A 24,178-nucleotide genomic window follows, 5' to 3' on the forward strand; every position below is an offset into this window, starting at 1 on the left:
CCGGCGGATGCAGCTTTTGCGCCAGCTTCAGCCACCGATCACTTTCATCACCGTCACTCCACCGGCAAACGCCAGGTCCTGCTTGTCTGCCAGCGCCTTGACCAGCAACCGCTGCAAGGCCGGCAGCGCCTGATGGCGGGGCTTTTCCAGCAGGTCGCCGATGAAGTGACGGTTGCCCGACGACAGGCAACCATGCAGCCACCCCGTAGACGACAGGCGCAGCCGCGAGCAGGTGCGGCAGAACGGGACGCTCTCGTTGGCGATCACACCGAAGTGGCCTTTGCCGGGGACTTGATAACGCAAGGCAGTGGCGTCCAGCGGCGCGTCGACCTGGGCATAGGCATGCTTGCCGCCGATCAGTGCAAGCAGTTGATCAAGGCCGACAAACTGCTGCAGGAAGGCATTGCGGTCACGCGCCAGGTGGCCCATGCGCATCAGCTCGATGAAGCGCAGCTCAAAGCCGCGTTCAAGGCAATAATCCAGCAGCGGCAGTACCTGGTCGAGGTTTTGCCCGCGCATCGGCACCATGTTCACTTTCACCCGCATACCCAAGGCACTGGCCTGCTCCATGCCCGCCAGCACGCTGCTCAGGTCGCCGCCCCGGGCGATCGTACGGAAAGCCGTGGGGTCGAGGGTATCGAGGGACACATTCAGGCGCCGAATACCAGCTGCCTGCAGCTGCGGCAGTTTGCGCGCCAGCAGCTGGCCATTGGTGGTCAGCGAGATATCGTCGAGGTCGAGCTTGCTCACGGCGGCAAGGAAGGCATCCAGGCGCGGGCTGACCAAAGGCTCGCCACCGGTGATGCGCAGGCGTTCGATGCCGGCGGCTTCGATCAGGTAGGCCACGCCGCGAGCCAGGGCATCTGCGGACAGTTCGTCCTGTCCTGCTACCAGGCGCTTGCCGTCGGGCACGCAGTACGTGCAGGCATAATTGCAGGCAGCCGTCAGGCTGACACGCAGGTTGCGAAAACGCCTGCCTTGACGATCGACGATCATGGATGACTCCGGCACTGATGATGGGGGGCTGGCAAAACCTGACTCATAAATCAGGTTTTTGCAAGCCCCAGGCACATTGCCGAGTGTTGTCGGGGTGTCAGGTCGAGGGTTCAGGGTCGCGCTTGCGCTTGTTGCCCATACGCACACCGATGTCCATCAGGAACTGGAAGAAGCCTTCCTGATCCTCCAGCACATTGCTCCAGAACGGCGAGTGGTACAGCGCCACGGCGCCATGCACCAGCGCCCAGGCGGCGCAGTAGTGGAAATACGGCGGCACGTCTTCGAGCTTGCCTTCGCTGATACGGCCCTTGATCAGCTGGGTCAGGCGGTCGAAGTTGGAGGCACGAATGCTGTGCAACTGCTCGACCATTTCCGGTACCTGGTTGCCCTTGACCACCTTTTCTTCAAGGCGGTCGAACAGCCGGTAGCGTTGCGGATCGCGCATGCGGAACTCGAAGTAGGCGCGCGACAGGGCTTCCTTGTCGCGGTCGACGTCGGCCGAGTGCAACAGCTCGTTCAGGTCGCGCTCATAGTCGAGCATCAGGCGCAGGTAGATCTCCGCCTTGGACTTGAAGTGCTTGTAGATCGTGCCTTTGCCGATACCCACGGCGTCGGCGATCATCTCGACGGTGACACTGTCCTCACCCTGTTCGAGAAACAGCTTGAGCGCGGTGTCGAGGATTTCCTGTTCGCGGCGGCGAAATTCACGGACCTTACGAGGTTCTTTCTGCATGGGAAGGACTGGATGACAATCGAAGCGGTTTATTATGCCTATCTTGCGGGAAATTGCACGGATCATCCACGCACGGCAGTGTTTCACGATGCTTACGGCCATTCGCTGAAGGAGGAATGAAAGCGCGGCGTATTCCAAATCTGTTTAAAAAACGATCAATAAACACTGGCACTGCGCCAAACCTGGCCAATACTTGAAGTGTTGGCGCGACGCATCCCCCCCGAGTGGCGCGCTGATAAAGGTGCTCAGGGACCGCGTACCTTTGTTTTACTCCTAATGGTCTTAACCCGGATTCCCCCCCCAGAACCCGGGTTTTTTTTTGCTTGCGCACGGGCTGCGAATCAGCGCACCCGCGCCAACGGGAACAACCGCTTGAAGTTGGCAGTGGTCTGCTCCGCCAGTTGCTCGTAGCTGGCCCCCCGCAACGAAGCCACATACTCCGCCACGTCCCGCACATACTGCGGCAGATTCGGCTTGCCCCGATGCGGAATAGGCGCCAGATACGGCGAATCCGTTTCCACCAGCAAGCGGTCAACCGGCACTTGCCGCGCCACTTCACGCAGGGCATCGGCATTGCGGAACGTCACAATGCCGGACAGCGAGATGTAATACCCCAGGTCCAGCGCCGCCTTGGCCATTTCCCAATCCTCGGTAAAGCAGTGCAGCACGCCCGCCTGGGGCAGGCTGGCCTCACGCAACAGCGCCAGAGTGTCGGCCCTGGCCGCCCGGGTATGCACGATCACCGGCTTGCCTGTTTGTCGCGACGCCTCCAGGTGCAAGCGGAACGACGCCTGCTGCAGCTCGGCTGCCTCCGGCTCGTAATGGTAGTCCAGCCCGGTTTCACCAATCGCCACCACATGCGGGTGGGCCAGCTCGCGCAGCAGCCACTCCAGCGCCGGGGTTTCGCCTGGCGCCAGGTCCAGCGGGTGCACACCCACCGAGCAATCGACATCAGCGTACTGCTCGCTCAGCGCCTTCACCGCGCCAGCGTTCTCGGCACTGACGCCGATACACAGAAAATGCCCGACCCCGCGCTCACGCGCTGCCTGCAGGGCGGCATCGAGCGACCCCTGGTGGGCACTGAGGTCAAGACGGTCGAGGTGGCAATGGGAATCTACGAGCATGGGATAACGGCACACATGAAGAAAAGGAAAATCAGCGGGCGCCCGGCAATTGCAGCCAGTGCGCCAGCAGCGATTCAAGCAACAGGACACGGTTGAGGTTGGCCTTGCCCAGCACCTTCTGGCGCTGCTCCAGGATCCACGCCTGCACTTCCAGTACCTTGGCCTGGGGGCTTTTTTGCGCAAGGTATTGCACCACCTTGCGCATATCGGCCAAGCCTAAACCTTCCTCGTCCTGGGTCAACTGATAGCGCAGGACCAGGTGCGCCCAGTCGCAGAACCAGTCGAACAGCAGCAACAACGGCACACCGCTCCAGGCATCGGCGAGCTGACTGGGCGATTGCTGCTGCTTGAGCAGCTTCTTCACCCCGTCGGCGACCAGCGCACGCTGCTCGCGCACGCCTTGCGCCTGCAAGCTGACCGCCATCAGTGGCGACCCGGCAGCCAGGGTCAGCAGCTCGTCACGCTCGGCCTCATCGCTGTCAGGCAGGGCCCCGGCAAGCCACGCCCGGCTCTGCGCCAGGCTGGGCTGCGGACAGGCTACCTGCTGACAGCGGCTCTTGAGGGTCGGCAACAGGCGGCTGGGCTGATGGGTGACCAGCAGCAGCACAGTATCGCCGGAAGGCTCCTCAAGGCTTTTGAGCAGTGCATTGGAGGCGTTGACGTTCATCGCCTCCACCGGCTCGATCAATACCACCTTGCGCCCGCCCTGCTGCGCGGTCTGCACCACGAAGGCCACCAGGTCGCGCACTTGGTCGACCTTGATCGGCTTATCGGCTTCTTCTGGCTCAAGGACGAAGTTGTCCGGGTGGCTGCCGGCCCTGAGCAACAGGCACGACTTGCACCCGCCACAAGCGTCCAGGCCCTGCGGTTGCTGGCACAGCAGGCGGGCCATGAGCCGCTCGGCCAGCGCTCGCTTGCCGATACCTTGCGGGCCATGCAGCAGGTAGGCGTGCGCGTGCTGGCTGCGGCCGGCCAGCTGTGGCCACAGCGCCTGCTGCCATGGATAGGCCTCAGCCACGGCAACGTTCCAGGATACTTGGCAACAGGGCGTCGATGGCACGCTGCACAGCCTCGAGGGATTGTGCGGCATCCAGCAGGCTGTAGCGCTGCGGCTCGCGCTGGGCGCGCTGCAGGTAAGCGTCGCGCACGGCTTCGAAGAAGCCCTGGCCTTCCTGCTCGAAACGGTCCAGGCGGCCACGGGCGGCGGCCCGGGCCAGGCCCACTTCGACGGGCAGGTCAAAGACCAGGGTCAGGTCCGGGCGCAGGTCGCCCTGGACGAATTGCTCCAGGGTCGCGATGCGCTCGACCGACAAACCGCGACCACCGCCCTGGTAGGCATAGGTGGCATCGGTAAAGCGGTCACACAAGACGATAGCCCCGCGATCCAGGGCTGGACGAATCACCTGAGCAAGGTGCTGGGCACGCGCCGCGAACACCAGAAGCAGCTCAGTGTCGGCCGCCATGCTCTCATCGCTGGGGGCCAACAGCAGTTCACGGACCTTCTCGGCCAATGGCGTGCCGCCAGGCTCACGGGTCAGCATCACGTCCAGGCCATGCTCGCGCAGGCGTGCGGCCAGGTAATCACGATTGGTGCTTTTGCCCGCGCCTTCGGGGCCTTCCAGGGTAATAAACAAGCCGCTCACAGGCAGTCCTTAAGGTTGTTCGTCGGGCGTCGGCCGTTCGGCCGCTTGCGCGCCACCGGCAGGGGCATCCTGCGCAGGTGGCGCATCGGGCTCTGGCTCCGCGTCCGGCTCATCCGCCGGCGGTGCTTCAGGCGGCGCGGCTTCATCAATACCCGGCTGCGACTCAGACTGCGGCGCGGGGCTGGAACGGTAGTCCGACCGGCGCTTGAGCTGGAACTCGCGCACCGCCGAGTTGTGATCGTCAAGGTCGTCGGAGAACACATGGCTGCCATCGCCACGGGCGACGAAGTACAGGCTGGTGCCGTCCGACGGGTTGAGGGCTGCGTGAATCGCTTCGCGACCGACCATCGCGATCGGCGTCGGCGGCAGGCCAGTGATGGTGTAGGTGTTGTAGGGCGTCGGCTCGCGCAGGTCGGCGCGGGTGATCTTGCCGTTATAGCGCTCACCCATGCCGTAGATCACAGTCGGGTCGGTCTGCAGCATCATGCCCAGGCGCAGGCGCCGCACGAAGACGCCGGCGATCTGCCCACGCTCCTGAGGGATGCCTGTCTCCTTTTCCACCAGCGAGGCCATGATCAGCGCCTGATACGGGTCGCGGTACGGCAGGTCGGTGGTGCGTGCGGCCCATTCCTTGGCCAGCACTTCATCCAGGCGCATGTAGGCCTGCTGGAGCAACTCGACATCGCTCATGCCGCGCACGAAGCGATAGGTATCCGGGAAGAACCGACCCTCGGGGAACACGCCGGCATGACCGAGCTTGTCCATTACCTCGGTGTCCGACAGGCCTTCCAGGGTGTGCTTGATCTTTTCGTGCCTGGCCACGGCCGAGCGCACCTGTCGGAAGGTCCAGCCTTCGACCAAGGTCAGGTTGTACTGCACCACGTCGGCACGGCGCCAGGCATCGAACAGCTGCTCGACAGTCATGCCCGGGGTCAGGCGGTATTCACCGGTGTGCAGGGGGGTACCGGCCATGTTGAAGCGCCAGTACAAGCGCAACCAGACGGCATCATCGAGCAACCCCTCGGCCTGCATGCGGTAGAACATGCGGTTGGGGTTTGTGCCATTGGGCACGTCAAGCAGGCGTTCCTGCGTTACGTGCAGGGGCTGCTCCAGGACCGAGTTGATCTTCCACGCCGACCAGCCAAGCGCCAGGCCGGCGAGGATCAAGCTCATTTCCAGCAACAGCAGGAGTTTGCGTCTCACGAATTCAGTTTTCCAGTAACGTACGGGCAACGGCCTGCAGTTTACGGGTGAGCGGGCCCGGCGACCAGTTTAGCGCGGCTACGCCACGCACGGGCCAGATGCCGTACACGCTATTGCAAACGAATACTTCATCAGCCTGCTCCAGCGCATCGAAAGGCAAATCGCAAACCTGTACCGGGATACCCAGCAGCGCAGCCTGTTCCAGCAACGCCGCGCGCATGACCCCGGCCACACCGCAGCGGTGGAGGTCGGCGGTTAACAGCACACCATCGCGGACCATGAACAAGTTGCTGTACACCCCTTCGATCACCCTGCCCTGCCCGTCACGCATCAGGCCTTCGGCATGCTCGCTGTCCTGCCATTCGGCGCGGGCCAGCACCTGCTCCAGGCGGTTGAGGTGTTTGAGGCCGGCCAGCAGGGGTTGTTCCCCAAGCCGGGTCTGGCAGGGGAACAGCCGCACGCCGTGTTCGGCATGCTCCACAGGATAGCTGGGCAACGGGCTGCCCTGCAGGATACGCCGCGGCGCGGCCGTCGCAGCCGGGGCATAGCCACGCTGGCTGTCGCCACGAGTAAGGATCAGTTTGGCTACGCCGTTACCCAGCTGGCCGGCATAACGCATCAGTTCGTCGCGCACCAGCGCCAGGTCGACGCTGATTGCCAGGCGCTGGCAGCCCAGCGCCAGGCGTGCACAGTGGCCGTCCAGCAGGCTGGGCCGGCCGCCACGCACGGCGATGGTCTCGAACAGCCCATCGCCGTAGGCCAGCCCGCGGTTCTGCAGGTTGACTGCAGCAGCCGGCTGGCCGTCGATCCAGCTTTGCATCAACCGGCGAACCGGCGGAACACCAGCGAGCCGTTGGTGCCACCAAAGCCGAACGAATTGGACAACACCACGTCGATCGGCATGCTCCGCGCCTGGTGCGGCACGAAGTCGAGGTCGCAGCCTTCGTCCGGCTCGTCCAGGTTGATGGTGGGCGGTGCCATCTGGCTGTTGATCGCCAGCACGCTGAAAATCGCCTCTACCGCACCGGCGGCGCCCAGCAGGTGACCGGTCATCGACTTGGTCGAGCTGACCGCCAGCTTGTAGGCATGCTCGCCGAACACGCGCTTGATCGCCGCCACTTCAGCGACATCGCCCGCGGGGGTCGAGGTGCCGTGGGCGTTGATGTAGCTGACCTGCTCTGGCTGAATACCGGCATCACGCAAGGCATTGGTCATGCAGCGGGCAGCGCCTTCACCGGTGTCGGGTGGCGAGGTCATGTGATAGGCATCGCCACTCATGCCGAAACCGACCAGCTCGGCATAGATGGTCGCGCCGCGGGCCTTGGCGTGCTCCAGCTCTTCGAGCACCAGGGCGCCGGCACCGTCGGACAGCACAAAACCGTCACGGCCCTTGTCCCACGGGCGGCTGGCCCGGCTTGGCTCGTCATTGCGGGTGGACAATGCGCGTGATGCCCCAAAACCGCCCATGCCGAGGCCGCAGGCGGCCATCTCGGCGCCACCGGCGATCATCACGTCCGCTTCACCGTAGGCGATGTTGCGCGCGGCCATGCCGATGCAGTGGGTGCCCGTGGTGCAGGCGGTGGCAATGGCGTAGTTCGGCCCCTGCAGACCCAGGTGGATCGACAGGAAACCGGAGATCATGTTGATGATCGAGCCCGGCACGAAGAACGGCGAAATACGCCGCGGCCCCGAATCGTGCAGGGTGCGGCTGGTTTCCTCGATGTTGGTCAGGCCGCCGATACCCGAGCCCATGGCCACGCCGATGCGCTCGCGGTTGGCGTCGGTGACCTCCAGGCCCGCATTACGCACGGCCTGGAAACCGGCCGCCAGGCCGTACTGAATGAACAGGTCGAGCTTGCGAGCCTCTTTGGCCGACAGGTATTGCTCGACCTCGAAGCCTTTCACCGAGCCGCCAAAACGGGTGGAGTAGGCAGACAGGTCCGTGTGTTCGATCGAACCAATGCCACTGCGGCCAGCCAGAATGCCCTGCCAGGTGCTCGGTACATCTGTACCCAGTGGCGACAGCATACCCATACCGGTGACCACGACGCGTCTACGCGACACAGTACTCTCCTTTTCTAATGACAGAGTTTCTTGCCATTGCATTCAACGCAACGGAATGAAATGGCAACAAGCTCTCGACGCTCGGGGATCGAGACCCCGACAAACGAAGCAGGACGCTCGCAAAGAAAAAACCGCACGCCGGCAAAGGCAGTGCGGTTTTTCCCGACAAGAAGCGTCGACTACAGCGTCTTAGGCCTTGTGGCTGTTGACGTAGTCGATGGCAGCTTGAACGGTAGTGATCTTCTCGGCTTCTTCGTCAGGGATTTCGGTCTCGAATTCCTCTTCCAGAGCCATCACCAGCTCAACGGTGTCAAGCGAATCGGCACCCAGGTCGTCGACGAAGGACTTCTCGTTGGTCACTTCCTCTTCCTTGACGCCCAGTTGCTCGGCGACGATTTTCTTGACGCGTTCTTCGATGGTGCTCATACCTAGTTTTCACTCCTAATGGACATATGTCAGGCAGCTGGCCGGTGGCTAATTTTATAGAAACACGTTTGCTTTTCAAGCTAAACGCACCTTAAAACTGGCCACCCTACCCGCTGCCTGGAATCTGGTTGCAGCTTTATAACGGATTTTAGGCTCGCAGTATGACTCTTTTTTTACGAAATCCGTCACATTGAGTTGCAGTGTTACATGTACATCCCGCCGTTGACCGGCACAGTAGCACCGGTTACGTAGGCTGCGCCGTCGGAGGCCAGGAACGAAACCACCTTGGCGATTTCATCAGCCTGGCCCAGGCGGCCCAGCGGGATCTGGGTTTGCAGGGCCTCGCGCTGCGCTTCTGGCAGTTCGCGCGTCATGTCGGTGTCGATGAAGCCCGGGGTTACCGAATTGACGGTAATGCCACGCGAGCCCACTTCACGCGCCAGGGCGCGACTGAAGCCTTCCAGGCCGGCCTTGGCGGCAGCGTAGTTGGCCTGACCGGCGTTACCCATGGCACCAACGACCGAGCCGATGCTGATGATACGACCCCAACGTGCCTTGGTCATGCCACGCAGCACGCCCTTGGACAAACGGTAGAGGCTGTTCAGGTTGGTGTCGATCACGTCGAACCACTCGTCGTCCTTCATGCGCAGCATGAGGTTGTCACGGGTGATGCCGGCGTTGTTGACCAGGATCGCCGGAGCACCGAACTGCTCGCCAATGGCGCCCAGCACAGCTTCTACGGACTCGGCGCTGGTGACATTCAGTTCCATGCCGGTGCCGGCAATGCCGTGCTCCTTCAGGGTGGCAGCGATGCGTTCGGCGCCAGATGCCGAAGTGGCGGTGCCGATCACGGTCGCGCCCTGGCGGCCCAGCTCGAGGGCGATGGCCTGGCCAATGCCACGGCTGGCGCCGGTGACCAGTGCAACTTTACCTTGCAGGCTCATGCAAGCTTCTCCAAATCAGGCCAGAGCCGCGCGGGTGGCGGCAACGGCGTCAGGGGTGTTGAGGTTGTAGGTGGTTACGCCCTCGGCGCAACGCTTGTTCAGGCCAGCCAGAACCTTGCCCGGGCCGCACTCGACCAGGTTGACCGCACCGTTGGCAGCCAGGGTCTGCACGCACTCGACCCAGCGTACCGGCTGATACAACTGGGCCAGCAGGTCTTTTTTCAGCGTATCGAGGTCGGCTGCGATAGCAGCAGTTACGTTCTGCACCACCGGAATCTGCGGAGCCTTCCAATCGATGGCGTTGACTTCATCGGCGAAACGATCGGCTGCCGGCTTCATCAGGGCACAGTGCGAAGGTACGCTTACTGGCAGCGGCAAGGCGCGCTTGGCGCCTTTCGCTTTGCACAGCTCCATGGCGCGCTCCACCGCGGCCTTGTTACCGGCGATGACCACCTGGCCTGGCGAGTTGAAGTTGACAGCGCTGACCACCTGGTCTTCGGCCGCTTCGGCGCAAATTTCCACGACTACAGCGTCATCCAGGCCGAGAATGGCGGCCATGGCGCCGTGCCCGGCAGGCACGGCTTCCTGCATCAGCTGACCGCGACGCTCGACCAGGCGAACGGCGTCCTTCAGGCTGATGCTGCCAGCAGCGACCAAGGCGCTGTACTCACCCAGGCTGTGACCGGAAACGAAGGCCGGCTGCGCGCCGCCCTCCTCCAGCCACAGGCGCCACAGCGCGATGGACGCGGTGAGGATGGCCGGCTGGGTCTTGTCGGTCTGGTTGAGTTGTTCTTCCGGGCCTTCCTGGACCAGCTGCCACAGGTCGTAACCCAGTGCCGCGGAAGCCTCCTTGAAGGTTTCGATGATCACTGGCTTCTCGGCGCCGAGCTCGGCGAGCATGCCCAGCGACTGGGAACCTTGACCGGGAAAGACGAATGCGAGAGATGCAGACATTGAACAAGCCCTTATGATCTTGTCGTCGGATAGGGTGCGCCGGGCGCTCGGCCAGGCGCGGAATCTGAAAGCTTGGATGAAGACACGGACCAAGCGGTCACATTTAAGCACTTCATCGGGATTCTGCCTAAGGTCTTTGTTCCTTCAGCCACGGCCCTCTCGCGGGTAAACCCGCTCCCACAGCGGCCGTACAGATCACAACAACAGGTCTTCCAGCCGCCCATGCAGGCGCTGCGGCAAGTTTTCCTGAATTTCGATCAGCGCCCGCTGGATGGCACTCTGAAAGCCCTGCACGCCAGCCGAGCCATGACTCTTTATAACGATACCCTGCAAGCCAAGGAAGCTCGCGCCATTGTGTCGCGCCGGTGCCAGGTCGGCCTGCAGGCGCTTGAGCAACGGCATGGCCACCGCCCCCGCCGCCCGCGACAAAAGGCCACCCTTGAACAACCGCTCGATACGCGCACCGATCATCGTCGCCAACCCCTCGCTGGATTTGAGCAGGATATTGCCGACGAACCCGTCGCAGACCACCACGTCAGCCTCACCGCGATACAACCCGTCACCTTCCACGAAGCCTACATAATTAAGGCCCCGCGCATGCTGCAACAGGCTGGCCGCCAGCTTGACCTGCTGATTGCCCTTGATGTCTTCGGTACCGATATTGAGCAGCGCCACACGCGGACGGTGCACCCCCAGGGCCTGGGCGGCCACCGAGCCCATCACGGCGAACTGGTAGAGGTTCTCGGCGCTGCAGTCGACATTGGCGCCCAGATCAAGCAGCTGGCAGTAGCCCGCCTGGGTCGGGATCGCCGCCACCATGGCTGGCCGATCAATACCCGGCAACGTCTTGAGCACGAAACGCGAGAGCGCCATCAGCGCACCGGTATTGCCGGCACTGACGCAGGCCTGGGCCTTGCCGTCACGCACCAGTTCGAGGGCAATGCGCATCGACGAATCCGGCTTGCCCCGCAATGCCTGGGATGGCCGCTCGTCCATGCCGATCACCTCGCTGGCCGCCACAATTTGCAGGCGCGCGCGATCTGCAGCCGCAAGGCCGCTGACAAGATCTTCAAGGAGGGAGGGTTGACCGACGAGGGTCAGGTGCAGCGAGGGAGTAGCCGAAAGGCAGGCAATGCTAGCCTGGACAATGCTGCGGGGACCGAAGTCCCCGCCCATTGCGTCGATCGCGATGATCTGAGCGGACAAGGATTACTCGTCAGCGCCCTTGTCGACCACTTTGCGACCACGGTATACGCCTTCTGGCGAAACGTGGTGACGCAGGTGAACTTCACCAGTGGTTTTCTCTACCGACAGCGCGTTTTCCGACAGGGCGTCGTGCGAACGGCGCATGTCACGGGCAGAGCGGGATTTTTTGTTCTGCTGAACAGCCATAATTGATTAACTCCTAAACGTTTGGGTCACGCTTTAACTGCGCCAAAACACTGAACGGGTTGGACCGCGATACCTCGTCCTTGCTCGAATCGGGCTCGTCTGCGCCCGCCGGCTGCTGGCATTCTTCCGGATGATGAGCAGGCACGATGGGCAAGGCGAGCAGAAGCTCCTCCTCGACCAGTGACTGCAGATCCAAAGGATCTTCGCCCAGTTCCAGCACGTCATAGCCTTTCGGCAACGACTGGGTATTCGCACCCTCCTTCACCACGGCGTAAGTACATTCGCTGTGGATTGGCAGGGTGACCAGCTCAAGACAACGCTGGCAAACCATTTTGACTTCGATGTCCAGCTCGGTGTGGATAACCACCACGTGCTGTTCATCTCGTTCAAAATCGAACTTCGCCTGCACCGTACCGACATTGTCGGAAAGCGGGTCGCAGAGTCTTTCCAAATCAGCGAGCTGCAGCGAACCGTTAAGGGTTACGCCACGATCGGCTAATTTGCGCGGGTCAACGTGAGGTGGAATCGGGTCATTCAACATAGGCGCAGCATTCTAGGGATGCCCCCCGCCCCTGTCAAAGGAAATTAGGCGGCATCGTGCGTGATAGAATTAGTTCAACTGATTCAGGAGTCTACCATGCTTCCTCTGTTACTGGCTTCCAGCTCTGCCTATCGCCGTGAACTGCTCGCACGCCTGCGCCTGCCCTTCACCTGGGCAAGCCCCGATATAGACGAGCAGCGCCTCGCTGACGAGCCGGCAGTGGACCTGGTGCGCCGGCTGGCCAGACAGAAAGCCGAGGCATTGGCAGGCAGCCATCCCGGGCACCTGATCATCGGCTCGGACCAGGTGGCGGTACTGGGCGAACAGGTGCTCGGCAAGCCCCAGACGTTCGACCGGGCGTGCGAGCAGTTGCTGGAGTGCAGCGGGCAGCAGGTGAGCTTTCTGACCGGACTGGCATTGCTGAACAGCGCCACCGGGCAGTGCCAGGTGGACTGCGTACCGTTTACCGTGACCCTGCGCGAGCTGGACCGGGAGCGGATCGAGCGGTATGTGACGGCGGAACAGCCACTGGATTGCGCCGGGAGCTTCAAGGCCGAGGGGTTGGGGGTGAGTTTGTTCAAGAGCACCCATGGGTGCGATGCGACCAGCCTGATCGGCCTGCCATTGATTCGGCTGGTGGATATGTTGACCAAGGAAGGGGTGGTGGTTCCTTGAGCCTGGCTTGAGGGTTGTGGCGCCTGGGAAATCGAGCGCCGCGCGGGCGGCGCTCGATCTCAGAAACACCACAAAATGCGTGACGAACTTCAGCGCAACTGCGGCCCCTGGAACCCCATCCACATCGCCAGGTGCTCAGCCACGCTGGCCCCCACGCGCTTGGAAAACCGATCAAACGGCGATTCCTGCACAGTGAAGTCCACCAACTCCTTCTCGCCAACGATCTCACGCGCCACATAGCTGGCACTGCCCAACCCATCCACCAGCCCCAGCGCCTTGGCCTGCTCACCCGACCAGACCAGGCCACTGAACAGCTCCGGATGCTCCTTGTCCTTCAGCCGGTCACCGCGCCCCTGCTTGACCATGGCAATGAACTGGTTGTGCGTGGTATCGAGCACGCCCTGCCAGAACCGGGTTTCCTCGGGCTTTTGCGGCGAGAACGGATCAAGGAAGGCCTTGTGCTCGCCCGACGTGTACAAGCGCCGCTCGACACCCAGCTTCTCCATTGCGCCGACAAAGCCATAACCGGCCGCCGTGACGCCAATGGAGCCCACCAGGCTGGCCTTGTCGGCGTAGATTTCGTCTGCCGCACTGGCGATGTAATAGGCACCGGAAGCGCCAAGGTCGGTAATCACCGCATACAGCTTGATGGCCGGGTACTCGGCACGCAGGCGGCGAATCTCGTCATACACGTAACCCGCCTGCACCGGGCTGCCGCCCGGGCTGTTGATGCGCATCACCACACCCTTGGTCTTGCCGTCCTTGAACGCTTCGCGCAGGCTTTTGACGATGTTGTCGGCACTGGCAGACTCCTGATCGGCAATCACCCCGCGCACCTCGACCAGCGCGGTGTGGCTGGCACTGCGCGACGCCGCCTTGTCCATGTCCATCAGCGGCGAAAACAACGCCAGCAGGCCGAACAGATACACGAAGGTCAGCAGCTTGAAAAAGATGCCCCAGCGCCGCGCCCGGCGCTGCTCCTGCACGCTGGCCAGCAAGGTCTTTTCCAGCAGCCTCCAGCTTTTGCGCTCTTCGCGCCCCTCGGGCTCGGCCTCGGCCTCGGGGGCTTTCCATTCGTCTGCCATGCTTACCTACCTTGGAAGTGGAATCAGGGAACCTGCCAGCCACTCGCGCAGCTGGGAAAAATGATCGATGCATACCTGCGGAGCAAATTCGGCCAGCGCCTGCAGCGACATGGCACCGTAGCCCACAGCCACCGAATGCATGCCAGCATTGCTGGCCATCAGCAAGTCGAAGGCCGAATCGCCGACCATCAGCGCCCGCCCCGGTTCGACACCACAATGGCCGAGGATTTCCTCGAGCATCAACGGATGCGGCTTGCCACGGGTTTCGTCGGCGGCGCGGGTAATGTCGAAGAACTGGTCCAGGCCATTGGCCTTGAGCACCCGGTCCAGCCCGCGCCGGGCCTTGCCGGTCGCTACCGCCAGGCGGTAGCCCTCGGCGCGGAACGCATCCAGCGATTCGATGACGCCCTCGAACAGCGGCGATGGCTGCTGATCCAGCGCCATGTAGATATCGGCATAGTGCTGACGAAAGCGCTCGACCTGCGCCGGCTCCAGGTGCGGATACAGGGTATGGATGGCCTCGCCAAGCGCCAGGCCGATAATGCCCTTGACTGCATCATCGCTGCTTTGCGCCTCACCGGCACGCTCGGCGGCGGCATTCATGGCCTCGACGATACGCCCAATGGAATCGGCCAGCGTGCCATCCCAGTCGAAGATCAGTAGTTCATAGGCTTTTTTCATGGATCAGGGCGCACTCAACCGCTCGATGGTTTTCGCCCAGACTTCGTCCACCGGTGCCTCGAGCTTCAGCTCACCACCGTCCGGCAAAGGCACGGTCAACGCATACGCATGCAGGAACAGGCGCTTGCCGCCCAGGTCACGGATCTCGCGACTGAAGTCTTCGTCGCCATACTTGCTGTCGCCGGCAATCATGTGCCCGGCATGCAGGGTGTGCACACGAATCTGATGGGTGCGACCGGTAATGGGACGCGCCTCGACAATGGTGGCGAAATCGCCAAAGCGGCGCAGCACGCGGAACAGGGTCAGTGCCTCCTTGCCCTCGTCGTTGACTTCGACCATGCGCTCGCCAGAGCGCAGGTTGCTTTTGAGCAACGGCGCGTTGACCTGTTTTTTTGCGGTTGGCCAGTGGCCGCGCACCAGCGCCATGTAGCGTTTGTCGACACCATCGCCGCGCAATGCGGCATGCAGGTGGCGCAGCATGCTGCGTTTCTTGGCAATCATCAGCAGGCCGGAGGTGTCGCGGTCCAGGCGGTGCACCAGCTCCAGCTCCTTGGCGTCCGGGCGCAGCTGACGCAGCGCCTCGATGACGCCGAAGCTCAGGCCGCTGCCGCCGTGCACGGCAATGCCGGCCGGTTTGTTCATCACGATCAGGGCCTTGTCTTCGTAGACAATGGCCGCCTCAAGGCGCTGCAGCAGGCCCTGGGCCACCGGCGCCGGGGCATCACGCTCGGGCAGGCGGACCGGCGGTACGCGCACGATGTCACCGGCCTGGATCTTGTATTCCGGCTTGACGCGCCCTTTGTTGACCCGCACCTCACCCTTGCGCAGGATGCGGTAGACCAAGGTCTTGGGCACGCCCTTGAGGGCCGTGATGAGGAAATTGTCGATGCGTTGGCCGGCAAGCTCCGGCGCGACTTCGATCAGCTGAACGCCGGAAGTCGGAGGGGTATTGGTCGTCATGGCGGGATCATAACAATTTTTTATGGAATTGAAGCACTTAATCATTGCTGCTATAGTCGCGAACGCCGCCAAAAGCGGCAGGCCAGCGGAATCAGGCTCTTGGCCGGTCCCTGACCATCGCAATTCTCCAGGACGCGAGGCCGTCCTACGGGGTTTTCGCCAGTTTACCGAATTGCCTGGAATCGCCACCAGCGCTGTGTAGAGAAGACCGAAAAAAAACGACAAGTGCGGTGTTTCACCTGCTTACCCGATTCTTTTCGCTGTACCTCTGCCCGCCCCGTCGCTTCCACGCAACGCACGGCGAATGCTTCGGAAATACCTGCCTTGGACATGAATGGCGTCAGCGTCGAACCAGCGCTGGCGAAAAATGCAACCCGTTGCGGATTCAGCGCGCGGCAGCACCCGAATTATCAGGGATACGTGCAGGGTGGAGATGCACAGCCCTCGGACCGTGTAGCACCGCGTCCGGCCACCGGCCCACTGATATGGCCGGCGAGCGGATAAGGTCCTGAACAGATGCCCCCGGGCGTCCACGGCTGAAGGTTGATTCCTCCTCCTGACTGAGTGCACAAGGCCCGCTTGGTTGATTCGGATTCCAATTCGAAGCCACCGGGGCCTTGTTGGCACCGCAGCAAACAGGACGCGTCGTCGCGACAACGGCAGGCTGGGCAACCGGCTGGTGCCGAACGTCGCTCGACACGGGGGTGGCCCCGCCACCCTTTGCGCACCTTGGCACCGACCATGAGACGTCGTGTGTGCCGAACGCCGTTTCCGGCAGCCCGGAAACCGACGGTACAACATGAAAAGAATGCTGATTAACGCAACTCAACCCGAAGAGTTGCGTGTAGCCCTGGTGGACGGCCAACGTCTCTACGACCTGGACATCGAGTCCGGCGCGCGCGAGCAGAAAAAGGCCAACATCTACAAAGGCAAGATCACCCGCATCGAACCCAGCCTCGAAGCCGCCTTCGTCGACTTCGGTTCCGAACGTCACGGCTTCCTGCCGCTGAAAGAAATCTCCCGCGAATACTTCAAGAAAGCCCCTGAAGGCCGGGTCAACATCAAGGAAGTGCTCAGCGAAGGCCAGGAAGTCATCGTCCAGGTCGAGAAGGAAGAGCGCGGCAACAAAGGCGCCGCCCTCACCACCTTCATCAGCCTGGCCGGCCGCTACCTGGTGCTGATGCCCAACAACCCGCGTGCCGGTGGCATCTCGCGCCGCATCGAAGGCGAAGAGCGCAACGAGCTGCGCGAAGCCCTGAACGGCCTGACCGTACCGGGCGACATGGGCCTGATCGTGCGCACTGCCGGCCTTGGCCGCAGCAGCGAAGAAATGCAGTGGGACCTCGACTACCTGCTGCAGCTGTGGACCGCCATCAAGGAAGCGTCCCTGGACCGCGCCGCGCCGTTCCTGATCTATCAGGAAAGCAACGTCATCATCCGCGCCATCCGCGACTACCTGCGCCAGGACATCGGCGAAGTGCTGATCGACAGCATCGATGCCCAGGAAGAAGCCCTCACCTTCATCCGCCAGGTGATGCCGCAGTACGCCAGCAAGGTCAAACTGTACGAAGACAGCGTACCGCTGTTCAACCGCTTCCAGATCGAAAGCCAGATCGAAACCGCCTTCCAGCGCGTGGTCGAACTGCCGTCCGGCGGCTCGATCGTGATCGACCCGACCGAAGCCCTGGTGTCCATCGACATCAACTCGGCGCGCGCCACCAAAGGCAGCGACATCGAAGAAACCGCCCTGCAGACCAACCTGGAAGCGGCCGAAGAAATCGCCCGCCAGCTGCGCCTGCGTGACATCGGCGGCCTGATTGTCATCGACTTCATCGACATGACCCCGGCGAAGAACCAGCGCGCTGTTGAAGAGCGCGTACGCGAATGCCTGGAAGCCGACCGCGCCCGCGTGCAGGTTGGCCGCATCTCGCGCTTCGGCCTGCTGGAAATGTCCCGTCAGCGCCTGCGTCCATCGCTGGGCGAAAGCAGCGGCATCGTCTGCCCGCGCTGCTCCGGCACCGGCATCATCCGTGACGTCGAGTCGCTGTCGCTGGCCATCCTGCGCCTGATCGAAGAAGAAGCCCTGAAGGACCGCACCGCCGAGGTACGCGCCCAGGTGCCAATCCCGGTGGCCGCGTTCCTGCTCAACGAGAAGCGCAACTCGATCACCAAGATCGAACTGCGTACCCGTGCGCGCATCATCATCCTGCCGAACGATCACCTGGAAACCCCGCACTTCGAAGTCCAGCGCCTGCGCGACGACAACCCGGAAGTGCTGAACAACCAGTCCAGCTACGAGATCGCGGCTGCCGAGACCGAAGAGGCGCCGGTGCCGACCGCCACTCGCACCCTGGTACGCCAGGAAGCTGCGGTCAAGACTGCCCCGGCCCGCGCCAACGCGCCGGTTCCCGCCGCCGCTGAAGAGCCGCAGCCTGCCGCCCCCGTCGTCGCCCCAGCCCCGAGCGCTCCGGAGCCGAGCCTGTTCAAGGGCCTGGTGAAGTCGCTGGTCAGCCTGTTCGCCGGCAAGGACGAGCCCGCCGCCGCACCGGTTGTCGCCGCCGCCGAAAAACCGGCCGCCGAGCGCAGCCCGCGCAACGAAGAACGCCGTAACGGCCGCCAGCAAAGCCGCAACCGCAACGGCCGCCGCGACGAAGAGCGCAAGCCGCGCGAAGAACGTGCCGAACGTGCTCCACGCGAAGAGCGTCAGCCACGGGAAGAACGCGCACCACGTGAAGAGCGTGCACCGCGTGAAGAACGTGCCCCACGTGAAGAACGTGCACCGCGTGAAGAACGCGCACCACGTCAGCCACGCGAAGATCGCCGCAGCAACCGCGGTGAAGAGCGCGTGCGCGAGCTGCGTGAACCGCTGGACGCCACCCCACCAGCCGAACGCGAAGAGCGTGTAGCCCGTGAAGAGCGTGCTCCACGCGAAGAACGCGCCCCACGTGAAGAGCGTGCACCGCGTGAAGAACGCGCACCACGCGAAGAACGTGCGCCGCGTGAAGAACGTGCACCACGTGAAGAACGTGCACCACGTGAAGAACGCGCACCACGTGAAGAACGCGCACCCCGCGAAGAACGCGCCCCACGTGAAGAACGTGCACCGCGCCCACCACGCGAAGAGCGTCAGCCAAGCGCCGCTGAAGGAACAGCCGAGCAGGCTGCCGAGCTGGCCGAAGAGCAACTGCCGAACGAAGAGCTGCTGCAAGACGAGCAAGAAGGCACCGATGGCGAGCGCCCGCGTCGCCGCTCCCGTGGCCAGCGTCGTCGCAGCAATCGTCGTGAACGCCAGCGCAATGCCAATGGCGAGCTGATCGACGGCGACGAAGAAGGCAGCGAAGAGCAGCCACAGCAGCACCAGGCCACCGAGCTGGGTGCCGAACTGGCCGCCGGCCTGGCCGTCACTGCTGCTGTCGCCAGCAGCAATATCAGCGCCGACGCCGAGGCCCAGGCCAATCACCAGGCCGAGCGCGCCACCGCCGAAGTCGCTGCCACTGCAGAAACCGACAACAGCGAAGCCGTCCAGCCGGTTGAGCAGGCTGAAAAAGCCGAGCAGGTCGAAGCGGTCGCCAAGGCTGAAGAAGCCGCCGTTGCCCCAGCTGTGGAGCAACCGGTCAGCGAGCCTGTCGCCGTGGTCGAGGCAACTGCCGAGCCTGTGGTGGAAGTGGCTCCAGAGCCGGCTGCCGAAGCAGCACCGGTGATCGAGTCGACCGTTGTTGCCGAAGCCGGGGCTGTTGAAGCACCGGCAGAAGCCCCCGCTGTCGAAGCCGGTGAAATCGAACAGGCTCCGGCCGTGATCGAAATCGCTCCGGTTGCCGAGCAAGCTGCCCCGGTTGTCGAAGCCCAGCCAGAAGTGGTGGCCGAGCCTGCACCTGCAGTGGTCGAGCCTGCAGTTGTCGAAGCCCCTGCTGTGGTAGAGCCTGCCACTGTCATGCTGTCCAACGGCCGTGCGCCGAACGACCCGCGTGAAGTGCGCCGCCGCAAGCGTGAGGCCGAGGCTGCTGCCAAGGCCGCACAGCAAGCTGCTGTAACTACCGAGGAGCCAGCCCTGGAAGCCGCCGATGAGCACAAGCCTCATCACGGTTGATAACCAAGGCTGAATGAAAAAGCCCCGCCAGTGCGAACTGGCGGGGCTTTTTCTTGGCCGGGGGTTTTGCCTGCAACAGCGAACAGGCCAGTACAGGCAAGGAATCAGTAGAGATTAGGCTCCATCTCCAGCTCAACCCCAAACCGCTGCAGCACATCCGCCTGGATCTCCAGCGCCAGCGCATGCATCTGCGCCCCGCTCGCCTGGCCGTAGTTGACCAGCACCAGAGACTGCAAGCGATGCACGCCCGCATCCCCTTCGCGATAGCCCTTCCAGCCCGCCTGCTCGATCAGCCAGCCCGCTGCCAGCTTCACCTGCCCATCAGCCTGGGGATAAGCCACCACCCCCGGATGCTGGCCACGAATACGCTCGACCAGCTCAACCGCTACCACCGGGTTCTTGAAAAAGCTTCCGGCATTGCCGAGCTCCGCCGGGTCTGGCAGCTTCTCGCGGCGAATGCTGCAGATCGCATCACTGACCGCCTGAGCTGTCGGCTGGGTCACGCCCTGCTCGGCCAGGCGCTGGCGCACCGGGCCGTAGTCCAGGTGCGCCCGCAAGGTCCGGCTCAAGGCAAACCGCACACGCAGGATCAACCAGCGGCCCGGGCTGCGCTTGAACAGGCTGTCGCGATAACCGAAGGCGCACTCCGCCAGCCCGAAGTCATGCAGCTGACCGGTCTCACGGTCCAGCGCGGTCAGGCCGGCGAACACGTCCTTGATCTCCACCCCATAGGCACCCACGTTCTGCATCGGCGCAGCCCCTACCGTACCCGGGATCAGGCTGAGGTTCTCCAGCCCGCAGTAGCCCTGCGCCAGCGTCCACTGCACGAACGGATGCCATGGCTCACCGGCCTCGGCCTCGACTACGACACGTTCGCCGTCATCACTGAGCACGCGGCGACCGCGGCTGGCCATGTGCAGCACCAGCGCATCGATATCACGGGTCAGCAACAGGTTGCTCCCGCCCCCGATCACCAGTACCGGCAGCCCCCGTTGGTGCGCCATGCTCAGGGCCTGGCGCACTTGCTGGTCATCGTGCACCTGGCTGAAATACCGCGCCTTCACGTCGATGCCGAAGGTGTTGTACGGCTTGAGCGATACCTGCTCCTGCCACTGCACTGTCATAGCCGCCCCTTGATTTCCAGCACCAGCGCTTGGCAGGCCGCTTCAACCAGGTCGAGCACCTGCTCGAAACCGTCGGCACCGCCGTAATACGGGTCTGGCACTTCATCCAGTGCAGCACCGTAGCGGCGCAGGAACAGGTCAAGCTCACCTGCCGAGGTATGCGGGCGCAGGGCGCGCAGATCGCGGAGGTTGCTCTCGTCCATGGCCAGGATCAGGTCATATTCGGCAAAATGTGCCGCCTTGACCTGCTGCGCACGCTGCTGCGACAGGTCGTAACCACGCGCCAGCGCGGCTTTGCAGGTACGGCTGTCGGGGGCCTTGCCGACGTGCCAGTCACCGGTGCCGGCCGAGGCCACATGCACCCGGTCGGCAAGCCCGGCGGCTTGCAGTTGCTGGCGCAGCACGCCTTCGGCGGTGGGCGAGCGGCAAATGTTGCCCAGGCACACGAACAGGACGCGCATCAGGCCTCCAGCAAGCGCCGCACGCGCTCCAGGTCTTGCGGGGTATCCACGCCCACGGCAGGCGCCTCGATGGCGTCCTCGACGTGAATCCGCACCCCATGCCACAGGGCCCGCAGTTGCTCCAGCGCTTCGGTCTGCTCAAGCCAGCACGGGCCCCAGCTGACGAAGTCCTGCAGGAAGCCGACGCGGTACGCGTACATGCCGATGTGGCGGCGGTAAGGTACGCCCGGCGGCAACTGGCTGCGGTCATTGGCGAAGGCATCGCGGGCCCACGGCAGCGGCGCGCGGCTGAAACTCAGGGCCAGGCCATGCTTGTCGCTGACCACCTTGACCGCATTGGGGTTGAATACGGTTTCCGGCTCATGCACCGGCTCGGCCAGGGTGGCGATGCCAGCCTCTGGGTGAGCGGCCAGGTTGGCGGCCACCTGGTCGATGATCACCGGCGGGATCAGCGGCTCGTCGCCCTGCACATTGACCACGATGGCGTCGGCGGGCAGGCCGAGCTGCGCAGCCACTTCGGCCAGGCGGTCGGTGCCCGACTCGTGATCGACACGGGTCATCAGCACTTCAGCACCAAACGCCTGGCAGGCCTCGAAGATGCTGGTGTCGTCGGTGGCGATGACCACCCGGCTGGCGCCGCTTTTGCGCGCCTGTTCCCAGACATGCTGGACCATCGGCTTGCCGGCGATCAGCAGCAGCGGTTTGCCCGGCAGGCGCGTGGACCGCAGGCGGGCGGGGATCACCACAGTGAAATTCACGCTCATTTGTCCAGACGCTCGTCGTCGGTCAGGGTCCGCGCTTCGCTTTCCAGCATCACCGGGATGCCGTCGCGGATCGGGTAGGCCAGGCCGGCGCCCTTGCTGATCAGCTCGGTCTTGTCGGCGCTGAGCTTGAGCGGGCCCTTGGTGATCGGGCAGGCCAGGATATCGAGCAGTTTGGTGTCCATTGGAGGCTTCCTTGAGGCCAGATGGCCGGAAAATGAAAAAAGCTCAGGGCTTGCGCAGCAAGCGCCGCAGCTGGCTGTCGAACCAGGCGCTGAACGCCGCGGTGGGCTGGGCCTCGACGGCCAGGTACCACCAGTCGTCAGCAGCGAAGGCCCGGCATTTAACCGCGTCCTTCTCGGTCATCACCAGCGGCAACGGCGGGCTGAAAGCCAGGCGCTCGGCGCTGAATTGCGCATGGTCGGCGAAGGGGTGCGGCAGCGGCTGCCAGTTTAGCCCCAGCAGGGTGTTGAAGAAACGTTGCGGGTTGCCGATACCGGCTACCGCATGCAGACGCTGGCCGGCGGGGAAATAATCGAGCGCGCGGCGCTCGCCACTGCGCAGGTTGACCAGCGCGCTGGGCTGCAGGCAGAAGCCGAAGCCATCGGCGCGGTCTGCGCTGGCGCCGTTGAACAGTACCGCGTCAGCGTCTTGCAAACGTTCGGCAGGCTCACGCAGGGGGCCGGCGGGCAGGCAGTGGCCGTTACCCAGGCCGCGGGCAGCATCGATCAGCACCAGCTCCAGGTCGCGAGCCAGGCGGTAGTGCTGCATGCCGTCATCACACAGGATCAGGTCGAGGGGTTCGCTGGCCAGCAGTGCCTGCACCGCGCGCGAGCGGTCGGGGTCGATCATCAGCGGCACGCCGGTGCGCTGCACGATCAACAGCGGCTCGTCACCCGCCTGGGCAGCCAGCTGGTCAGCCCGCACCCGCCAAGGCAGCTGTGGTGGCTTGGCACCATAGCCACGGCTGACCACGCCGACCTTCAGGCCCTGCTGGCGGCAGTGCTCGATGAGCCACAGGATCATCGGCGTCTTGCCGGTACCGCCCACGGTAATGTTGCCCACCACGATGACCGGCACCGGCGCCCGGTAGCTGGCGCTTTCACCACTGAGAAAACGCGCCCGCTTGCCCGTGACCACACGGCGGTACAGCGCCTCCAGCGGGCGCAGCAGCGCCAGCGCCGGGTGGCCGGCGTACCAGGCAGCGAGCAGGCGGTCGGCGAAGGCCATCAGGGCGTGCCCTGGGCCGCCTCGACGGTGGTCATGCGCAACTGGCTGAAGCCGAGCTTGCCGGCGGCATCCATTGCAGTGACCACCGCCTGGTGCGGGGTCTTGCCGTCGGCACTGATAGCCAGCGGCAGCTTGTTGTCGCCGCCCGACTCACGCTCGATCGCCTCGCTCAGGGTGGCCAGGTCGCTCTTGGGCAGCAGGTGGTTGTTCACCGAGTACACGCCTTCGGCGCTGATGGTGATTTCCACCAGCTTGCCCTGCTCGGCCGGCGCCGGCTCGGCGCTGGCGGCCTCGGGCAGCTCGACGCGCAGCTGGGTCTCGCGGGTGAAGGTGGTGGTGACCACGAAGAACAGCAGCAGGACGAACACCACGTCGATCAGCGACGCAAGGTTGATGTCGACGTTCTCCCGCTGGCGATTGCGCCGAAACTTCACGCCTTGCCTCCGGCCACTTCCACTTCACGGTCGCCCTGGATCACCTCCACCAGCTTGATCGCCTCCTGCTCCATGCCCACCACCAGCTCATCAATGCGGCGCAGCAGGAAGCGGTGGAAGAACACCGCCGGAATGCCGACCATCAGGCCGGCAGCAGTGGTTACCAGCGCTTTGGAAATACCACCGGCCAGCACTGCGGCATTGGCGGTCATCTGCGAGCCCATGAAGGCGCTGAAGATGTCGATCATGCCCAGCACGGTACCCAGCAGGCCCAGCAGCGGGGCCATGGCGGCGATGGTGCCGAGGGTGCTGATGTAGCGTTCCAGCTCGTGGATGACACGCGAGGCGGCCTCCTCGATGCACTCTTTCATGATTTCGCGGCCATGGCGCGAGTTGGCCAGGCCTGCCGCGAGGATTTCACCCAGTGGCGAGTCGGCACGCAGCGCCTTGAGCTTGTCACTGGTCAGTTGCTTGTCCTTGATCCAGATCCACACCTGGCCCAGCAAGTGCGGCGGGGTGACGCGACTGGCGCGCAGGGTCCACAGGCGCTCGCCGACGATAGCCATGGCAGCGATGGAACTCAGAATGATCGGCAGCATCATCCAACCACCGGACTTGACCAATTCCCACACAGTAAACGCCCCTTCGGAAAAAGGCCGC

General features: G+C 63.6%; 26 protein-coding genes. 2 read left to right on the plus strand and 24 right to left on the minus strand.

The window, feature by feature from the left end; translation table 11 throughout:
- Positions 1–27: 27 nt before the first annotated feature.
- From AC5O5I_RS20515 to AC5O5I_RS20580, 14 genes are all read right to left on the minus strand, one after another.
- A complete protein-coding gene (locus AC5O5I_RS20515) occupies positions 28–996 on the minus strand; it encodes a GTP 3',8-cyclase MoaA (protein ID WP_494511456.1) in 969 nt (322 codons plus the stop codon).
- Positions 997–1,093: 97 nt separating this feature from the next.
- Positions 1,094–1,729 carry a TetR/AcrR family transcriptional regulator gene (locus tag AC5O5I_RS20520; RefSeq protein WP_494511457.1) on the minus strand — a complete coding sequence of 212 codons (636 nt, stop codon included), beginning with the start codon at positions 1,727–1,729 and terminating at the stop codon, positions 1,094–1,096.
- A 341-nt stretch (positions 1,730–2,070) separates the two neighbouring features.
- Positions 2,071–2,853: a TatD family hydrolase gene (locus AC5O5I_RS20525; RefSeq protein ID WP_172229526.1), complete on the minus strand. Its 783-nt coding sequence runs from the start codon at positions 2,851–2,853 to the stop codon at positions 2,071–2,073.
- A gap of 31 nt (positions 2,854–2,884) precedes the next feature.
- On the minus strand, positions 2,885–3,871 hold the full coding sequence (locus AC5O5I_RS20530) for a DNA polymerase III subunit delta' (protein WP_494511458.1): 987 nt from the start codon (positions 3,869–3,871) through the stop codon (positions 2,885–2,887).
- Positions 3,864–4,496: a dTMP kinase gene (gene tmk, locus AC5O5I_RS20535; RefSeq protein WP_494511459.1), complete on the minus strand. Its 633-nt coding sequence runs from the start codon at positions 4,494–4,496 to the stop codon at positions 3,864–3,866. Before tmk ends, AC5O5I_RS20530 begins: the two co-directional genes overlap by 8 nt.
- Positions 4,497–4,505: 9 nt before the next feature.
- Positions 4,506–5,699 (minus strand): endolytic transglycosylase MltG, encoded by a 1,194-nt coding sequence (mltG, locus tag AC5O5I_RS20540; RefSeq protein ID WP_494511460.1) that lies wholly within the window; start codon positions 5,697–5,699, stop codon positions 4,506–4,508.
- Between the two features lie 4 nt (positions 5,700–5,703).
- Positions 5,704–6,519: an aminodeoxychorismate lyase gene (gene pabC, locus AC5O5I_RS20545; RefSeq protein ID WP_494511461.1), complete on the minus strand. Its 816-nt coding sequence runs from the start codon at positions 6,517–6,519 to the stop codon at positions 5,704–5,706.
- Positions 6,519–7,763, minus strand: coding sequence for a beta-ketoacyl-ACP synthase II (gene fabF, locus AC5O5I_RS20550; RefSeq protein WP_172229535.1), 1,245 nt, complete (start codon positions 7,761–7,763; stop codon positions 6,519–6,521). The genes pabC and fabF overlap by 1 nt, the downstream gene beginning before the upstream one ends.
- A gap of 189 nt (positions 7,764–7,952) precedes the next feature.
- Positions 7,953–8,189 carry an acyl carrier protein gene (gene acpP / locus AC5O5I_RS20555; RefSeq protein WP_008096410.1) on the minus strand — a complete coding sequence of 79 codons (237 nt, stop codon included), beginning with the start codon at positions 8,187–8,189 and terminating at the stop codon, positions 7,953–7,955.
- A gap of 203 nt (positions 8,190–8,392) precedes the next feature.
- Complete coding sequence (gene fabG, locus AC5O5I_RS20560) at positions 8,393–9,133, minus strand: 3-oxoacyl-ACP reductase FabG (protein ID WP_172229537.1); 741 nt, start codon at positions 9,131–9,133, stop codon at positions 8,393–8,395.
- Between the two features lie 15 nt (positions 9,134–9,148).
- Positions 9,149–10,087, minus strand: coding sequence for an ACP S-malonyltransferase (gene fabD / locus AC5O5I_RS20565; protein ID WP_172287011.1), 939 nt, complete (start codon positions 10,085–10,087; stop codon positions 9,149–9,151).
- 195 nt (positions 10,088–10,282) lie between these two features.
- Complete coding sequence (plsX, locus tag AC5O5I_RS20570) at positions 10,283–11,293, minus strand: phosphate acyltransferase PlsX (RefSeq protein WP_172287012.1); 1,011 nt, start codon at positions 11,291–11,293, stop codon at positions 10,283–10,285.
- A 3-nt stretch (positions 11,294–11,296) separates the two neighbouring features.
- Complete coding sequence (rpmF, locus tag AC5O5I_RS20575; RefSeq protein WP_003247154.1) at positions 11,297–11,479, minus strand: 50S ribosomal protein L32; 183 nt, start codon at positions 11,477–11,479, stop codon at positions 11,297–11,299.
- 13 nt (positions 11,480–11,492) lie between these two features.
- The gene (locus AC5O5I_RS20580; protein ID WP_172232200.1) at positions 11,493–12,020 is read right to left on the minus strand and encodes a YceD family protein; all 528 of its coding nucleotides are present in this window, start codon (positions 12,018–12,020) and stop codon (positions 11,493–11,495) included.
- 96 nt (positions 12,021–12,116) lie between these two features.
- Here AC5O5I_RS20580 and AC5O5I_RS20585 point away from each other — a divergent pair, with 96 nt between their 5' ends.
- On the plus strand, positions 12,117–12,695 hold the full coding sequence (locus tag AC5O5I_RS20585; protein WP_172232202.1) for a Maf family protein: 579 nt from the start codon (positions 12,117–12,119) through the stop codon (positions 12,693–12,695).
- Positions 12,696–12,784: 89 nt separating this feature from the next.
- Here AC5O5I_RS20585 and AC5O5I_RS20590 read toward each other — a convergent pair whose 3' ends face one another.
- The 3 genes from AC5O5I_RS20590 to rluC are packed head-to-tail and all read right to left on the minus strand — an operon-like array spanning position 12,785 to position 15,421.
- Positions 12,785–13,780, minus strand: a complete 996-nt coding sequence (locus tag AC5O5I_RS20590) for a S49 family peptidase (RefSeq protein ID WP_494511462.1) — start codon at positions 13,778–13,780, stop codon at positions 12,785–12,787.
- A 6-nt stretch (positions 13,781–13,786) separates the two neighbouring features.
- A complete protein-coding gene (locus AC5O5I_RS20595; protein WP_172233436.1) occupies positions 13,787–14,461 on the minus strand; it encodes an HAD family hydrolase in 675 nt (224 codons plus the stop codon).
- A 3-nt stretch (positions 14,462–14,464) separates the two neighbouring features.
- A complete protein-coding gene (rluC, locus tag AC5O5I_RS20600) occupies positions 14,465–15,421 on the minus strand; it encodes a 23S rRNA pseudouridine(955/2504/2580) synthase RluC (protein ID WP_172286050.1) in 957 nt (318 codons plus the stop codon).
- 799 nt (positions 15,422–16,220) lie between these two features.
- Here rluC and rne point away from each other — a divergent pair.
- Positions 16,221–19,508 carry a ribonuclease E gene (gene rne, locus AC5O5I_RS20605; RefSeq protein WP_494511463.1) on the plus strand — a complete coding sequence of 1,096 codons (3,288 nt, stop codon included), beginning with the start codon at positions 16,221–16,223 and terminating at the stop codon, positions 19,506–19,508.
- 104 nt (positions 19,509–19,612) lie between these two features.
- Here rne and murB read toward each other — a convergent pair whose 3' ends face one another.
- The 7 genes from murB to AC5O5I_RS20640 are packed head-to-tail and all read right to left on the minus strand — an operon-like array spanning position 19,613 to position 24,150.
- On the minus strand, positions 19,613–20,632 hold the full coding sequence (murB, locus tag AC5O5I_RS20610; protein WP_494511464.1) for a UDP-N-acetylmuramate dehydrogenase: 1,020 nt from the start codon (positions 20,630–20,632) through the stop codon (positions 19,613–19,615).
- Complete coding sequence (locus AC5O5I_RS20615; protein WP_172230899.1) at positions 20,629–21,093, minus strand: low molecular weight protein-tyrosine-phosphatase; 465 nt, start codon at positions 21,091–21,093, stop codon at positions 20,629–20,631. Before AC5O5I_RS20615 ends, murB begins: the two co-directional genes overlap by 4 nt.
- Positions 21,093–21,857 (minus strand): 3-deoxy-manno-octulosonate cytidylyltransferase, encoded by a 765-nt coding sequence (gene kdsB / locus AC5O5I_RS20620; RefSeq protein ID WP_172230896.1) that lies wholly within the window; start codon positions 21,855–21,857, stop codon positions 21,093–21,095. The genes AC5O5I_RS20615 and kdsB overlap by 1 nt, the downstream gene beginning before the upstream one ends.
- On the minus strand, positions 21,854–22,039 hold the full coding sequence (locus AC5O5I_RS20625) for a Trm112 family protein (RefSeq protein ID WP_003247142.1): 186 nt from the start codon (positions 22,037–22,039) through the stop codon (positions 21,854–21,856). The genes kdsB and AC5O5I_RS20625 overlap by 4 nt, the downstream gene beginning before the upstream one ends.
- A 43-nt stretch (positions 22,040–22,082) precedes the next feature.
- Positions 22,083–23,084: a tetraacyldisaccharide 4'-kinase gene (gene lpxK, locus AC5O5I_RS20630; protein ID WP_172230905.1), complete on the minus strand. Its 1,002-nt coding sequence runs from the start codon at positions 23,082–23,084 to the stop codon at positions 22,083–22,085.
- Positions 23,084–23,518, minus strand: coding sequence for an ExbD/TolR family protein (locus AC5O5I_RS20635; RefSeq protein WP_172231569.1), 435 nt, complete (start codon positions 23,516–23,518; stop codon positions 23,084–23,086). The genes lpxK and AC5O5I_RS20635 overlap by 1 nt, the downstream gene beginning before the upstream one ends.
- The gene (locus AC5O5I_RS20640) at positions 23,515–24,150 is read right to left on the minus strand and encodes a MotA/TolQ/ExbB proton channel family protein (protein ID WP_172231566.1); all 636 of its coding nucleotides are present in this window, start codon (positions 24,148–24,150) and stop codon (positions 23,515–23,517) included. Before AC5O5I_RS20640 ends, AC5O5I_RS20635 begins: the two co-directional genes overlap by 4 nt.
- Between the last annotated feature and the right edge of the window lie 28 nt (positions 24,151–24,178).

The organism is Pseudomonas sp. 9_2_1 (assembly GCF_059295275.1).